The sequence below is a fragment of the Brevibacterium sp. LAARM2_SD2 genome (assembly GCF_057364785.1).
The window spans coordinates 24,214-38,213 of record NZ_JBNFOM010000027.1 but is presented as its reverse complement, the minus strand read 5'-3'; the positions used below and the strand labels follow the sequence as shown (position 1 = coordinate 38,213).

Sequence of the window (14,000 nt, the reverse complement as noted above, 5' to 3'; positions counted from 1 at the left end):
GTGGTCTGGCTCTTCCTCGGCGCGCTCCTCTGCCTCGTCGTCGCCGCGGCGCTGGCCGCCGTCGACGCCGCCCTGCTCAGCGTCTCCCACCATGCGATCCAGGACGCGAAGGCCGAGGGGAAGAAGTCCGCGGCCCGGGTCGAGCGGATCCTTGCCGACCTGCCGACGAACATCAACGTCATCATCTTCGTCCGCCTCTTCCTCGAGGCGCTGGCCACCGTCTTCATCGCCCTGGCCTACGACTCGATCTACTCCGTCGGCCCGCTGATGATCGTGCTCACCGTCATCACCTCGTCGATCGCCGTCTTCGTCGTCGCCGGCATCTCCCCGCGCACGATCGGCCGCCGTCGCTCCCTCGGGGTGAGCCTGGCGCTCAGCGGGGTCGTCACCGTCCTCCTCGTCATCCTCAAACCCCTGACCCGGGTGCTCGTGTGGCTCGGCAACCTGCTGACCCCCGACCGCGTCTACCGCGACGGTCCCTTCGTCACCTCGGAGCAGCTGCGAGACCTCGTCGAGAGGGCAAGCGAATCCGACGTCATCGAAGACGGGGAGCGCGAGATGATCCAGTCTGTCTTCAGCCTCCGCGAGACCTCGGCGAAGCAGGTCATGGTCCCGCGCACCGACCTCGTCACCGTCACCTCCGGCACACCGCTGCACAAGGTGATGAACCTCTTCCTCCGCTCCGGGTTCTCCCGGATCCCGATCAGCGGCGACGACCTCGACGACATCGAGGGCGTCGCCTACCTCAAGGACGTCGCCCGCCGCCTCCACCAGCACCCGGAGGACGCCGACCGGCCCGTCAACACGCTCGCCCGCGACGTCCTCTTCGTGCCCGAGACGAAACCGGCCGACGACCTCCTCGAGCAGATGCAGATCGATTCGACGCACCTGGCGATCCTCGTCGACGAATACGGCGGCACCGCAGGGCTTGTCACCATCGAGGACATCGTCGAGGAGATCGTCGGCGAGATCGAGGACGAATACGACTCCGGAGACGAGGACCTCGTCATCGACGACGACGGCTCGTTCCTCATCAGCACGCGCATGTCGATCACCGACTTCGCCGAGTACTTCGACGTGCGCATCGACGAGGACGATGTGACGAGCGTCGGCGGACTGCTGACGAAGCTCGTCGGCCGCGTCCCCATCGCCGGATCGACCGCGCACATCGCCGGGCTCCGACTCACCGCCCTCGAGGGCCAGGGCCGCCGGCACCGCATCACCCACGTCAAGGTCACCAGGGAAGAGAGCTGAGATGGACTTTCGCACGGACTACCCGGAGGACTTCCGCGCGGGCTTCGCGTGCTTCGTCGGCCGCCCCAACACGGGCAAGTCGACGCTGACGAACGCGCTCGTGGGGGAGAAGGTGGCGATCACCTCGGCGAAGCCCCAGACGACGAGGCACACGATCCGCGGCATCGTCCACGAGGACGACTACCAGCTCGTCCTCGTCGACACCCCCGGCCTCCACAAGCCGCGCACCCTGCTCGGCTCGCGGCTGAACGACCTCGTCGTCGCCACACTCTCCGAGGTCGACGTCATCGGCTTCTGCCTGCCCGCGGACGAGCCGATCGGACCCGGTGACCGCTACATCGCCTCCCAGCTCGCGCTGCTCGACGGGCGGACCCCGATCGTCGCGCTCGTGACGAAGGTCGACACGGTGAGCCAGGAGAAGGTCGCCGAGGCGCTCCTGGCCGTCGGTGAGCTCGCCGACTTCGCCGACGTCGTCCCCGTCTCCGCCGTCGACGGCTTCCAGGTCGACACCGTCGGACAGGTGCTCGCAAGCCACCTGCCGGTCTCGCCGCCGCTCTACCCCGAGGGTGAGCTCACCGACGAGCCCGAAGAGGTGATGATCGCCGAACTCGTCCGCGAAGCCGCCCTCGAAGGCGTGCGCGACGAACTGCCGCACTCGCTCGCCGTCCAGGTCGAGGAGATGTACCCGCGGGAGGGCCGCAGCGAGGACAATCCGCTGTGGAACGTCCACGTCAACCTCTACGTCGAGCGCCCGAGCCAGAAGGCGATCATCATCGGCAAGGGCGGCAAGCGGCTCAAGGAGATCGGCTCGGTCTCCCGCCGCGGCATCGAAGCGCTGCTCGGCACGAAGGTCTACCTCGACCTCCACGTCAAGGTCGCCAAGGACTGGCAGCGCGACCCCAAACAGCTCGGTCGCCTCGGCTTCGACTTCAGCTGAGCCGGGGCCCGGTCGGTCCGCGACCGCGCCTGCCATAGAATTGGGCGAGTGAATGCCGAGCAGACTCTGACCTCTCTGAGTGAGCGCAACCCGAAGGTCGCCCCCGAAGAACTCATCGCCGGGCTCGTCCCGCCCCCGCAGTTCGAGAACGTCTCCTTCGCGAGCTACCGCACCGACCCCGCCCAGCCCTCGCAGGCCGAAGCGCGGAACAAGCTCGAGGAGTTCGTCGCCGACGACCGGTCGACGGGATTCTTCGGCAAGCTCTTCGGCAAGGGCAAGGACGGTCCGAAGGGCGTCTACCTTGACGGCGGCTACGGCGTCGGCAAGACCCACCTGCTCGCCTCGGCATGGCACGCCAATGAGAAGCCGGCGACCTTCGGGACCTTCGTCGAGTACACGAACCTCGTCGGTGCCCTCGGCTTCGTCAAGGCGCGCGACGACCTCAAGGAGATGAAGCTCGTCTGCGTCGACGAGTTCGAACTCGACGACCCTGGCGACACCGTGCTCATGTCCCGGCTGATGCGCGAGCTCACCGATGCCGGGGTGAAGATCATCGCGACGTCGAACACCCTGCCCGGATCGCTCGGTGAGGGGCGCTTCGCCGCCCAGGACTTCCTCCGCGAGATCCAGGCGCTGGCCGACCAGTTCGAGGTCTACCGGATCGACGGCCAGGACTACCGGCACCGCGGTCTCACGGCCCCGGCCGAACCGCTCACCCCCGAACAGCTCGACGAGGCGGCGGCGCAGCTGCCCGGCACCGTCGCCCGCGACGAGTTCTCCACCCTCCTCGACCACCTCGCGACGGTCCATCCCTCGAAGTACGGCCGGATGGTCGACGGGATCGACGCCGCCGTGTGGGACGACGTGCGCACGATCGACAACGAGAGCGTGGCGCTGCGCTTCGTCGCCCTCGTCGACCGCCTCTACGACCGCGACGTGCGGATCATCAACTCCGGTGAGCGCCTCGACAAGGTCTTCACCGAGGAGTCCCTGGCCGGCGGCTACCGCAAGAAGTACATGCGCTGCCTCTCGCGCCTCACCGCGCTCTCGGCCCCGGAGGCCGACGCAGGCTGACGTCGCCTCCCGCCACGGGATCGTCTGCCTAGCGCAGGTGGAGGAACTCGAGCAGTCCGCCGAGGTCGGGCACCCAATCTGGGATGCCGATGAGTTTGAGGACCAGCCACACGATGACCGCGACGAAGGCCGCCGTGAGCGCGCCGACCGTCCAGCGCACCCAGAGCGGCTGCCGCATGATCCAGCGCGTCCACGCCTCGACGCGCACCCGCACGAAGTGGAGGAGATGCCTCGCCCAGTGGAACTCGGTCGAGATGACGAAGAGACCGATGATGACGATGAGCCAGCCCGGTCCCGGCAGGGGCACGAGGATGAGGCCGATGATGACGATGAGCGTGCCGACGCCGCCGACGATGAGTCTGAAGAGGCGATCGACGTGGGGGTTGGCGGCGACGCTCTGCCGCCATCGGAGGTAGCTCAGCCGGCACTGTCTCCAGGGGCGCCTCCCGTGCTTGTGATGACGCGACAGCCAGCCCTTCGGGCGCTTGTCGGGGGATCGTTCGCTCACACAGCACATTCAACCTCACCAGCCTGAAAGCTTGATCGGGAGCTGTGACGACGATCACCGCGGATCGATTTTGCGTGCGGGGCCGGCTGCGTATAGAGTTATATCTCGTTGCCAGGGAAACCAGGCAGCGAAACGCGGATGTGGCTCAGTTGGTAGAGCATCACCTTGCCAAGGTGAGGGTCGCGGGTTCGAGTCCCGTCATCCGCTCGGAGGCGTCATGGCACTGCCTTGGCGGTGGCGTGGCCGAGAGGCGAGGCAGCGGCCTGCAAAGCCGTATACACGGGTTCGAATCCCGTCGCCACCTCGGATTCCTCGACGGTCTGACCGTCGGTGAGTCGGCGCGATTGGCGCAGCGGTAGCGCGCTTCCTTCACACGGAAGAGGTCACTGGTTCGATCCCAGTATCGCGCACAGGGACCATCACGGTTCCGGTGCAACAAATGAATAGAGCGCGATTGGCGCAGCGGTAGCGCGCTTCCCTGACACGGAAGAGGTCACTGGTTCGATCCCAGTATCGCGCACAACAGGAACCCCAGGCTCAGGACTGGGGTTTCGTGCATTCACGCCGGTGCTCAACGCTCGGGGTCCGAGCTCCCGGACTCAGTGCTCTCAGGGTCCCCCGCGGTCCCCGCCGTTGTGCAGTCGCAGCCCTGCTGCCGCGGCAAGTCGTCGTGTCCGCGCGACCTGTCGTCCTCACCGGTGAGAATGTGTGTCAGTTCTGCCACGAATCAGGCGGGTGACCGCTAGTCTTGTGCTTGTACGCTAATCACAGCAAACATCGACAAGGACTCCGGAGCAACTATGTCTACCCCGCAGAATCCGTACGACCCGAACCGCGATTCGGGCAACGACAACTCTGACCAGAACTCGTCTGCCGATCAGAGCCGATCGGCTGACGACAACGGCAGCCAGGCGCCTCAGTACGGCTCGGGGGATCAGGCCCCGCAGTACGGCTCGGGCGACACCCGCTCCTACGACAGCGCGAACGACGCCACGCGCGCCTACGATTCGAACGACACCCCCTCCTACGGCAGCGGCGACCAGGCTCCCTCCTACGGCGGCGACCAGGCCCCGCAGTACGGCTCGCAGGAGCAGTACGGCCAGGACCAGAGCCAGGGCTACGACCAGAACGCACAGGGTTCGCAGGGCGGCTACGGCCAGAGCCAGGGCTACGACGCCAACCAGTACGGTCAGAACCAGGGCTATGACCAGAACCAGAACTACGGTCAGGGCTATGACCAGAACGCTCAGGGTTCGCAGGGCGGCTACGGCCAGAGCCAGGGCTACGACGCCAACCAGTACGGTCAGAACCAAGGCTACGACTCCAACCAGTACGCCCAGCAGCCCTCCTACGCGGCAGCCGGCGGCGGGGGAGACCAGTTCACCCCGGCGAACCCCAACGCCTCCTACGGCAGCTACTCATCGGGGTCGGGCAACAACACCTCGAAGAACATCTGGGGCATCCTCGCGCTCATCGGCGGCATCGTCGGCGTCGTCCTCGGATTCGTCTTCGGCATCGGCTTCCTCTTCGCCGTCGCCGCGATCATCTTCGGCTTCATCGGCCTCTCGGCGATCAAGAAGGGTCAGGCGAACAACAAGGGCCTCACCCTCACCGGCCTCATCCTCGGCTTCGTCGGCGTCGTGGTTTCGATCATCGTCATCATCGCGACGATCATCGGCCTCGGAATGATCGGCAGCGCGGTCAACGAGGGCATCCAGAGCTACTCGCCGACCGCTCCGGCACCGATGGATCCGTCCGATCCCGGCTTCGAATCGCCCGACTCCGGCAGCAGTGACGACTCCTCTGCTGAGGCAGCCCCCGTCGAGGGCGGCGAGGTCGAGATCGGCACCGATGTCACGGCCGCAGTGGCAGTGGAGACCGGCACCGCCAGTTCCACCTCGTCCGGTGCCGAGGGAACGAACGGCGAGATCGCAATAGTGAACATGACGATCACTAACAACACGAGTTCCGACCTTGACCTCACACTGACCAGTGTTTCGGCCGTCAACGGATCCGGTGCCATGTACCCGAGCGTGTTCGATCTCGACAAGTACAACGGCGTGCTCGACATGGTCGACCCGCTGCCCGCGGGACAGGACAAGACCTACACGTTCGCCTTCGCCGTTCCAGAGGCGGAGGTCGATGGCATGGTTGTAGAGCTCAACCTCCTCGAAGACCTCGGGGCCGGTACGGAGTTCACCTTCAAGAAGGCCTGAGCCCAGCAGCGCCGCACGGTTCGGGCATCCGCGACCGTCGCGCTGTCGGGGATCCCGCACCGCTCAGTGCGACCCCGTTCACCCCATCAGTCGGGCGGCAGTCGGAAGACTGCCGCCCAACTGATTCTGCAGTCCCGTTGAGGGACTAGACTCTAAGAGCGGCGTGCGCGCAGGACTGTCCTGAGAAGCCGGCAGCGCCCCTAAGGCCGCACCGCGAGACAAGCACAACGAAACGGAGAAATTCAGTGGCAGACAGCATCGACTGCGCGGGCCAGAGCATCCCCTGGGCTCAGGGCATGACCGGGACGGAGATCTTCTCCACGGACCGCGCGGTGGTGGCGATGTGGCTGAATGGAGAGCCCGCCGACCTCAGCCGCGAACTCTCCCCGGGCGATGCGATCGCCCCGATCACCATCGATTCCCCTGAAGGACTCGACATCCTCCGTCATTCGACGGCGCACGTCACCGCGCAGGCCGTCCAGGATCTCTTCCCCGACGCGAAGCTCGGCATCGGGCCCTACATCACCGACGGTTACTACTTCGACTTCGACGTCGCCGAGCCCTTCACCCCCGACGACCTCAAGGCCATCCAGAAGAAGGCCGCGCAGATCGTCAAGTCCGGACAGACCTTCAACCGGGTCGTCGTCACCGAGGACGAAGCGCGTGAGCGCATGGCGAACGAGCCCTACAAACTCGAACTCATCTCCGACAAGGGCGCCGGTGACGACGAGTCCGCGGCCGTCGAGGTCGGGGCCGGCGAGCTCACCGTCTACGAGAACGTCGACCGCAAGGGCGAGGTCGTCTGGCAGGACCTCTGCCGCGGACCCCACCTGCCGAACACGAAGCTCATCGGCAACGGATTCGCCGTCACCCGCTCCTCGGCGGCGTACTGGCGGGGCGACCAGGCCAACGCGAGCCTGCAGCGCGTCTACGGCACCGCATGGGCGTCGAAGGACGATCTCAAGGCCTACCAGGACCGCCTCGCCGAGGCGGAGCGCCGCGACCACCGCAAGCTCGGTGCCGAACTCGATCTCTTCTCGTTCCCCGAGGAGCTCGGCTCCGGCCTGCCGGTCTTCCACCCCAAGGGCGGCATCATCAAGCGGGAGATGGAGGACTACGTCCGCGCCCGCCACATCGCCGAGGGCTTCGACTACGTCGGCACCCCGCACATCTCGAAGGAGACCCTCTACTACACCTCGGGTCACCTGCCCTACTACGGGGAGAACATGTTCCCGGCGATGCTCGTCGACGAGGTCCGCGATGAGGAGGGCGAGATCGTCAAGGAGGGCACGCCCTACCGGCTCAAGGCGATGAACTGCCCGATGCACAACCTCATCTACCGCTCCAGGGGCCGCTCCTACCGCGACCTGCCGCTGCGGCTCTTCGAGTTCGGCACCGTCTACCGCGACGAGCCCTCCGGCGTCGTCCACGGCCTCACCCGCGTCCGCGCCCTCACCCAGGACGACTCCCACTCCTACGTCGCCGTCGAGGACGCCGCGGCCGAGATCCGCCACCTCCTCGGCTTCGTCCTCAGCCTGCTCCGCGACTTCGGCCTCAACGACTTCTACCTCGAGCTCTCGACCCGCGACGAGGACGGGAAGAAGAAGGACAAGTTCATCGGCTCCGACGAGCAGTGGGCCGAGGCGACGGCGACGCTCGAGCAGGTCGCCGCCGAATCCGGTCTCGAACTCGTCCCCGATCCCGGCGGCGCGCCTTCTACGGCCCGAAGATCTCCGTCCAGGCCCGCGACGCGATCGGCCGCACCTGGCAGATGTCGACGGTCCAGCTCGACTTCAACCAGCCCGAGCGCTTCGGTCTCGAATACGTCGCCGCCGACGGCACCCGCAAGCGGCCGGTGATGATCCATTCGGCGAAGTTCGGCTCGATCGAGCGCTTCCTCGGCGTCCTCACCGAGCATTACGCCGGGGCCTTCCCCGTGTGGCTCTCGCCCGTCCAGGTCACCGCGATCCCCGTGGCCGAGGAGTTCAACGACTATCTCGCCGAGGTGGCCGACCAGCTCCGCGCGGCCGGTGTGCGGGTCGAGGTCGACGACAGCGACGACCGGTTCCCGAAGAAGATCCGCAACGCCTCGAAGTCGAAGGTCCCCTTCGTCCTCATCGCCGGCGGCGAGGACCGCGACGCCGGGGCCGTGTCGTTCCGCTTCCGCGACGGCACCCAGGACAACGGCGTGCCCGTCGCCGAGGCGATCGCCCGGATCACCGAGGCGATCGAGACCAAGGCCCAGGTATGACGAGCGAGGGCGAGCAGGCCGCGGACCCCGACCACCACCTCGGCGAGGGGGACGAGTACGGCACGGCCGGACGCGATCAGGACCGCCCGGATCCCGCGCTGGGCATGGACCTGGCCGACATCGAAGCCGCCGAGGGCTTCCCGCGCGTGCCCGACGCCTTCCAGCGGCTGTGGACGCCGCACCGGATGGTCTACATCGGGGGACAGGACAAGCCGAAGGACTCCGGTCCCGCCGAGTGCCCGTTCTGCGCTGCGCCCAAGAAGTCCGATGAGGAGGCGCTCATCGTCGCCCGCGGTGAGACCGTCTACGCCGTGCTCAACCTCTACCCGTACAACCCGGGTCACCTCCTCGTCTGCCCGTACCGCCACGTCGCCGACTACACGGAGCTGACACCGGCGGAGACCGTCGAGCTCGCGGAGTTCACGCAGAAGGCGATGCGGGTCATCCGCGCCGTTTCCGGTCCCGACGGCTTCAACCTCGGGATGAACCAGGGTGAGGTGGCCGGGGCGGGGATCGCCGCGCACCTGCACCAGCACGTCGTCCCGCGGTGGAGCGGGGACGCGAACTTCCTGCCCATCGTGGCGCAGACGAAGGCCCTGCCGCAGGTGCACGCCGATGTGCGCGCGGCGCTGTCGAAGGAATGGAACCGATGAACCCGGAAGATCTCGATTCGCTCGCCGAGTACGCCACGCCCGTCGCCGCCGGCGATGAGACGATCATCGCGATCACGCGTCCGGACCTCGAATCGAACTCGTACCTCTCCCAGCTCTTCGCCGTCGGCTCCGACTCCCCGCGCCGCCTGACCCACGCGTGGCGCGACACCTCACCGCAGCTCGGTGAGTCGTGGGCGGCCTACCTCAGCGCCGAGAAGGGGGAGCGGTCCCAGCTCTTCGCCGGCCCCACCCTGACGACGGCGCACCGGATCACCGACCGCCACCTCGGCGTCTCCGAGTTCGCCCTCGATGATGCGACGGGCCGCATCCTCTACGTCTCCCGGGTGCCCGAACTGGGCCGCTACGGCACTGATGACGACATTCCCGCCGACGAGGAGGCCCCGCGGCGGATCACCTCGGCGGCGTACCAGGCCAACGGGCTCGGATACGTCAAGGACCGTCCCGCGCGGCGTTCCTCGTCGACCTCAGCGAACCCGGACTCGGCAAGTCGGGGATCGCCGGCTCCGACGAGGTGCCGCTCTCGACGATGCTGACGACCCCGGACTCCGATGTCCACGACCCGCAGTTCTCACCCGACGGTGCGCACATGAGCGTCGTCGCCGCGACCCATCCCGACCACGGCGCACCCGACCTGCGCTCGACTGTGTGGCTGCTCGGGGCGAACGGCCCCACCCCGCTCGAGCTGCCGCGGATGAGCGTGAGTCTCCACCGGTGGATCGGCGCCGACCGGATCCTCCTCGTCGGCAGCGACCTCACACGCGACGAACTCGACTTCGTCGGGCAGATGCCCGGTCTCTTCGTCCACGACATGCGCACCGGTGCGACCAAGCGGCTCACCGACCCAGAGACGGTCGCCGTCGCCCAGATCCCGCCGCTTATCCTCGCCGGCACTGTCGTCTTCGCCGTCGACACCGACGGGGCGACCCGTCTGGCCCGGCTCGACCTCGATGCTGCGATCGGTGATTCCGGCACCGAGGCGGCCCTCGACGATCTCGTGTTCCTCACCGACGACGTCACCGTCGTCACGGGCTTCGACGTCGCCGACGGCACCGCGGTCGTCACCGCGGTGACGCCGACAGCGCCGGCCGCACTGCTGCGCGTCGACCTCGAGGCCGCACGGGAGTCGTCCGGTGGGCCGGCCTCGACCGTCGTGCTCGAGCATCCCGCTCCGGCCGCCTCGGTGCGCCCCGAGGTCCTCCGGGTCGAAGGCCCCGGCGGCACGGTCACCGGATGGCTCGCCAAGCCGGCCGGGCAGGGACCGTTCCCGGTGATCCTCAACATCCACGGCGGACCGTTCGCGCAGTACACGCACGGGTGGTTCGACGAGACCCAGGTGCTCACCTCGGCGGGCTATGCCGTCGTCTACGCGAACCCGCGCGGTTCGGGAGGACGCACCCGCACGTGGGGCACCGCGGTGCAGGGCGACATGGCCGCACCGGCGATGGCCGATGTCCTCGCCGTCCTCGACCACGCACTGGCCGCGGACGCCGACCTCGATGCGAGCCGCCTCGGCGTGCAGGGCGGATCGTACGGCGGATATCTCACGGCGATGACGATCGCCGCCGATCACCGCTTCGCCGCGGCGATCGTCGAACGCGGATACCTCGACCCGCACAGCTTCCTCGGCACCTCCGACATCGGACGGTTCTTCACCGAGGAGTACACCTCGCGTGATGCCGCGGCGATCGCCCGGCAGTCCCCGCTCGCCCATGCGAATGCGGTGCGCACGCCGACGCTCGTCATGCACTCCGAGCTCGACTTCCGGTGCCCGCTCGAACAGGCCCAGCAGTACTACGCCGCGCTCCAGCGGGCCGGGGTCGTCACCGAGCTGCTCATCTTCCCCGGTGAGAACCATGAGCTCTCGCGTTCGGGGCAGCCGCGACATCGCCGGCAGCGCTTCGATGCGATCCTCGACTGGTGGGACCAGCGCCTGCGGGCCCCCAAGGCCGACTGCACGACCGTCGATCGCCCGCTCACCACCTCGGCGGTTCGCTGACCCGATGCTCAACACCATCGCCCGCGAGGCATTCACCCGACTCTTCCGTCCCCTGGCCAGGCTGCTCCTGCGCCTCGGGCTCACCCCGGACGCCGTGACGTTCATCGGCACGCTCGGGGTGAGCGCCGGCGCGCTGATCTTCTACCCGCTCGGGCACCTGTTCTGGGGCACGGTCGTCATCACCGTCTTCGTCTTCTGCGACATGCTCGACGGGATCATGGCCCGGGAGATGGGACGCAAGAGCCTGTGGGGCGCATTCCTCGACTCGACGCTCGACCGCATCGCGGACTCCGCCGTGTTCGTCGGTCTCGCACTGTGGTTCTTCCTCGGCGCGGATGATCCGCTCACCGCGCTCCTCGCCCTCGGCTGCCTGGTGACAGGGTCGCTTGTCTCGTATGTGCGGGCGCGGGCCGAGGGCCTGGGCGTCCACGCGTCCGGCGGAATCGCCGAACGCGCCGACCGGTTGTTGGTCACACTCATCGTCACCGGCTTGGTGGGAATGGGACTTCCCGATATCGTTCTGACGGTCGCCTTGGGCGTCTTGATGATCGCCTGCTGCATCACTATCCTGCAAAGAATTTCGTCTGTCCGCCGTCAACTCCTGGAGAACCATGAAACCTCGTAAAGCTTCACGGGTCGTTCTGCTCAATGAGCGCGACGAGGTTCTCCTCATCAGGGCCCAGGACCTGCTCACGCCCACCCATCAGTGGTGGATGACCGTGGGCGGCGGCTCGGAGATGGGCGAATCGCCGGCGCAGACGGCGGCCCGCGAACTCGCCGAGGAGACCGGCCTCGAATGCGAACCCGGCGACCTCATCGGTCCGCTCGCCATCCGCGACGAGGTCTTCCACTTCACGGAGAAGGAGCTGCGGCAGCTCGAGACGTACTTCGCCTACCGGACGAGCGAGGACATCGAACTCGAGGACGCCGTGTGGACGGACATCGAGAAGCGCAGCCTGCTCGAGTTCCGCTGGTGGTCCCGCGACGAGCTCATGGCGACGACCGAGACGATCTACCCGAAGAACCTGCTCAGCCTCATGGAGCTCGCCGCCGTCGGCACCGTGCCCGACGTCCCCCTCGTCATCGACTGAGCGACTGCACCTGGACAGGAGTCAGCCGGACCGCCTCGGTGCGAACCGACCGGACCGGGAAGCGACTGCACCTGGACAGGATTCAGCCGGACCGCCTCGGTGCGAAAGGACTGCACCGCGGAGGTTTCGGCGCGCGGGCGCTGGGGCGTATAGAATCTAAGGGCTTCATCTATAGGAAGGAACACCAGTGTCAGGTCATTCCAAATGGGCAACGACTAAGCACAAGAAAGCTGCCATCGATGCCAAGCGCGGCAAGCTGTTTGCCAAGCTGATCAAGAACATCGAGGTTGCCGCACGCAACGGTGGACCTGATCCCGACGGCAACCCGACCCTCTTCGACGCGATCCAGAAGGCGAAGAAGAACTCGGTGCCCGCAGACAACATCAACCGCGCCGTCAAGCGCGGCGGCGGCCTCGACGGCGAAGCGGTCAACTACGAGACGATCATGTACGAAGGCTACGCGGCCGGCGGCGTCGCACTCCTCATCGAGTGCCTCACCGACAACCGCAACCGTGCGGCCTCCGAAGTGCGCGTCGCCGTGACCCGCAACGGCGGCTCGATGGCCGATCCCGGTTCGGTGTCGTACAACTTCAACCGCAAGGGCGTCATCGTCGTCCCGGCCGAGGGCACCGATGAGGACGCCATCGTCGAGGCGACCCTCGAAGCCGGCGCCGAAGAGGTCAACGACGAAGGGGAGACCTTCGAGGTCATCTCCGAGGCGACCGACCTCGTCGCGGTGCGCACGGCGCTCGTCGACGCCGGCATCGACTACGACTCCGCCGAGGCCTCGTTCGTCCCCGGACTCAAGGTCAGCCTCGACGCAGCCACCGCCACTAAGGTGTTCAAGCTCATCGACGCCCTCGAAGACAGCGACGAAGTGCAGAACGTCTACTCGAACGCCGACGTCAGCGACGAGGTTCTCGCAGAACTCGACGCCTGATGCGCATCCTCGGCGTGGACCCCGGCCTCACGCGGTGCGGATTCGGCGTCATCGACACCCTGCCGGCCAGGAAGGCCGCCATGGTCGCCGTCGACGTCTTCCGCACCCCGTCCGCGGACTCCGTGGACCTGAGGCTGGGGTCCCTCGCCGAGGCGTTCGACACCTGGCTGGACACGCACCGACCCGATGTCGTCGCCATCGAGCGGGTCTTCGCCCGCAATGACGTCTCGACGATCATGGGCACCGCGCAGGCCTCGGGCCTGACGATGGGACTGGCCGCGCGCCGCGGGATCCCCGTCGCCATGCACACTCCGTCCGAGGTCAAGGCAGCGATCACGGGCTCCGGACGGGCGGACAAGAAGCAGGTGACGAACATGGTCACCCGCATCCTCGGACTCGACGCGCCGCCCAAACCCGCCGACGCCGCCGACGCCCTGGCCATAGCGATCTGCCACTCGTGGCGCGGGGCGCTCAGCGCTCAGTCGACGCCGGGGATGAACAAGGACCTCACCGAACGCAAGGGCAGCGGCCGGCAGGGGAGTGGGCTGACCAAAGCCCAGGAACAGTGGGCCCGCGCGCTGCGCAACGCGAAGTGAGCCGAAGCGCGGCGGGATGCCCCGACCGCGCTGCGCGCGTCGATCGCGATTCCGAGCGTCTCGGCTACGATTCGACGCGCCCAATTGAGCTCTGTGCTCAAGGCAAGAGCGCCTCGGAACGAGTTCCTCTCCGCTCTCATCATGACATCGTCCCTGATGAGCACCGCACCTCATTCCTGATTAGAACTGCACCGAACGTCATAGAAAATCAGTTGAGAAAATCGAACGAAACTATAGACATGTGATGTCACTTACATCTAGAATAGAGACAACCGCACAACGTCACCGTTGACGGACAGATTGCCGAGATCATGACACTCACGCCGGAACGACCGCAGAACCACCGGGATGATGGCTCCCGTGGCAGTAAGTCGGGTGCGCGTGCGGGAGCATCGAAGAAGCCCGGGTCGCGAGACAGGAAGGGCTCGACGGCCCCGCGTTCTCTTCGCGATCAGCTCGAAGC

At 67.1% G+C, this 14,000-nt stretch carries 12 protein-coding genes, 4 tRNA genes and 1 pseudogene; 16 read left to right on the top strand and 1 reads right to left on the bottom strand.

All coding sequences use genetic code 11. The features are described 5' to 3' along the window. Genes AC2W7K_RS15155 through zapE form a run of 3 tightly spaced genes read left to right on the top strand, consistent with a single transcriptional unit; the run spans position 1 to position 3,265 of the window. Entirely contained in the window at positions 1-1,254 is a 1,254-nt protein-coding gene (locus AC2W7K_RS15155; RefSeq protein WP_198498916.1) for a hemolysin family protein, read from the top strand. Between the two features lies 1 nt (position 1,255). Further along, positions 1,256-2,191 (top strand): GTPase Era, encoded by a 936-nt coding sequence (gene era / locus AC2W7K_RS15150; protein WP_198498915.1) that lies wholly within the window; start codon positions 1,256-1,258, stop codon positions 2,189-2,191. A gap of 48 nt (positions 2,192-2,239) precedes the next feature. Beyond that, positions 2,240-3,265: a cell division protein ZapE gene (zapE, locus tag AC2W7K_RS15145; RefSeq protein WP_198498914.1), complete on the top strand. Its 1,026-nt coding sequence runs from the start codon at positions 2,240-2,242 to the stop codon at positions 3,263-3,265. A gap of 28 nt (positions 3,266-3,293) precedes the next feature. Here zapE and AC2W7K_RS15140 read toward each other — a convergent pair whose 3' ends face one another. Beyond that, positions 3,294-3,773, bottom strand: coding sequence for a TIGR02611 family protein (locus AC2W7K_RS15140; protein WP_232623611.1), 480 nt, complete (start codon positions 3,771-3,773; stop codon positions 3,294-3,296). Between the two features lie 134 nt (positions 3,774-3,907). Here AC2W7K_RS15140 and AC2W7K_RS15135 point away from each other — a divergent pair. The 13 genes and pseudogenes from AC2W7K_RS15135 to ruvC all read left to right on the top strand — a co-directional run bounded on the left by AC2W7K_RS15135 (position 3,908) and on the right by ruvC (position 13,537). Continuing rightward, a tRNA-Gly gene (locus AC2W7K_RS15135) sits at positions 3,908-3,980 on the top strand. Positions 3,981-4,006: 26 nt separating this feature from the next. Continuing rightward, a tRNA-Cys gene (locus AC2W7K_RS15130) sits at positions 4,007-4,077 on the top strand. Between the two features lie 34 nt (positions 4,078-4,111). Beyond that, positions 4,112-4,183: transfer RNA gene (locus AC2W7K_RS15125), tRNA-Val, on the top strand. A gap of 38 nt (positions 4,184-4,221) precedes the next feature. Further along, positions 4,222-4,293, top strand: a tRNA-Val gene (locus AC2W7K_RS15120). A gap of 280 nt (positions 4,294-4,573) precedes the next feature. Continuing rightward, positions 4,574-5,989, top strand: coding sequence for a DUF4190 domain-containing protein (locus AC2W7K_RS15115; RefSeq protein ID WP_198498912.1), 1,416 nt, complete (start codon positions 4,574-4,576; stop codon positions 5,987-5,989). 296 nt (positions 5,990-6,285) lie between these two features. Further along, positions 6,286-8,240, top strand: a pseudogene (gene thrS, locus AC2W7K_RS15110) (threonine--tRNA ligase). Then, on the top strand, positions 8,237-8,893 hold the full coding sequence (locus AC2W7K_RS15105) for an HIT family protein (protein WP_198498910.1): 657 nt from the start codon (positions 8,237-8,239) through the stop codon (positions 8,891-8,893). The pseudogene thrS and the gene AC2W7K_RS15105 overlap by 4 nt, the downstream one beginning before the upstream one ends. Then, positions 8,890-9,447: a hypothetical protein gene (locus tag AC2W7K_RS15100; protein WP_486006348.1), complete on the top strand. Its 558-nt coding sequence runs from the start codon at positions 8,890-8,892 to the stop codon at positions 9,445-9,447. Before AC2W7K_RS15105 ends, AC2W7K_RS15100 begins: the two co-directional genes overlap by 4 nt. After that, on the top strand, positions 9,441-10,910 hold the full coding sequence (locus tag AC2W7K_RS15095; protein ID WP_486006347.1) for an alpha/beta hydrolase family protein: 1,470 nt from the start codon (positions 9,441-9,443) through the stop codon (positions 10,908-10,910). The genes AC2W7K_RS15100 and AC2W7K_RS15095 overlap by 7 nt, the downstream gene beginning before the upstream one ends. A gap of 4 nt (positions 10,911-10,914) precedes the next feature. Continuing rightward, positions 10,915-11,535 carry a phosphatidylinositol phosphate synthase gene (gene pgsA, locus AC2W7K_RS15090; RefSeq protein ID WP_198498908.1) on the top strand — a complete coding sequence of 207 codons (621 nt, stop codon included), beginning with the start codon at positions 10,915-10,917 and terminating at the stop codon, positions 11,533-11,535. Next, on the top strand, positions 11,522-12,001 hold the full coding sequence (locus AC2W7K_RS15085) for an NUDIX hydrolase (protein ID WP_137823937.1): 480 nt from the start codon (positions 11,522-11,524) through the stop codon (positions 11,999-12,001). Before pgsA ends, AC2W7K_RS15085 begins: the two co-directional genes overlap by 14 nt. Before the next feature lie 187 nt (positions 12,002-12,188). After that, positions 12,189-12,941 (top strand): YebC/PmpR family DNA-binding transcriptional regulator, encoded by a 753-nt coding sequence (locus AC2W7K_RS15080; protein WP_198498907.1) that lies wholly within the window; start codon positions 12,189-12,191, stop codon positions 12,939-12,941. Then, positions 12,941-13,537, top strand: coding sequence for a crossover junction endodeoxyribonuclease RuvC (ruvC, locus tag AC2W7K_RS15075; RefSeq protein ID WP_198498906.1), 597 nt, complete (start codon positions 12,941-12,943; stop codon positions 13,535-13,537). Before AC2W7K_RS15080 ends, ruvC begins: the two co-directional genes overlap by 1 nt. The last annotated feature ends 463 nt before the right edge of the window (positions 13,538-14,000 follow it).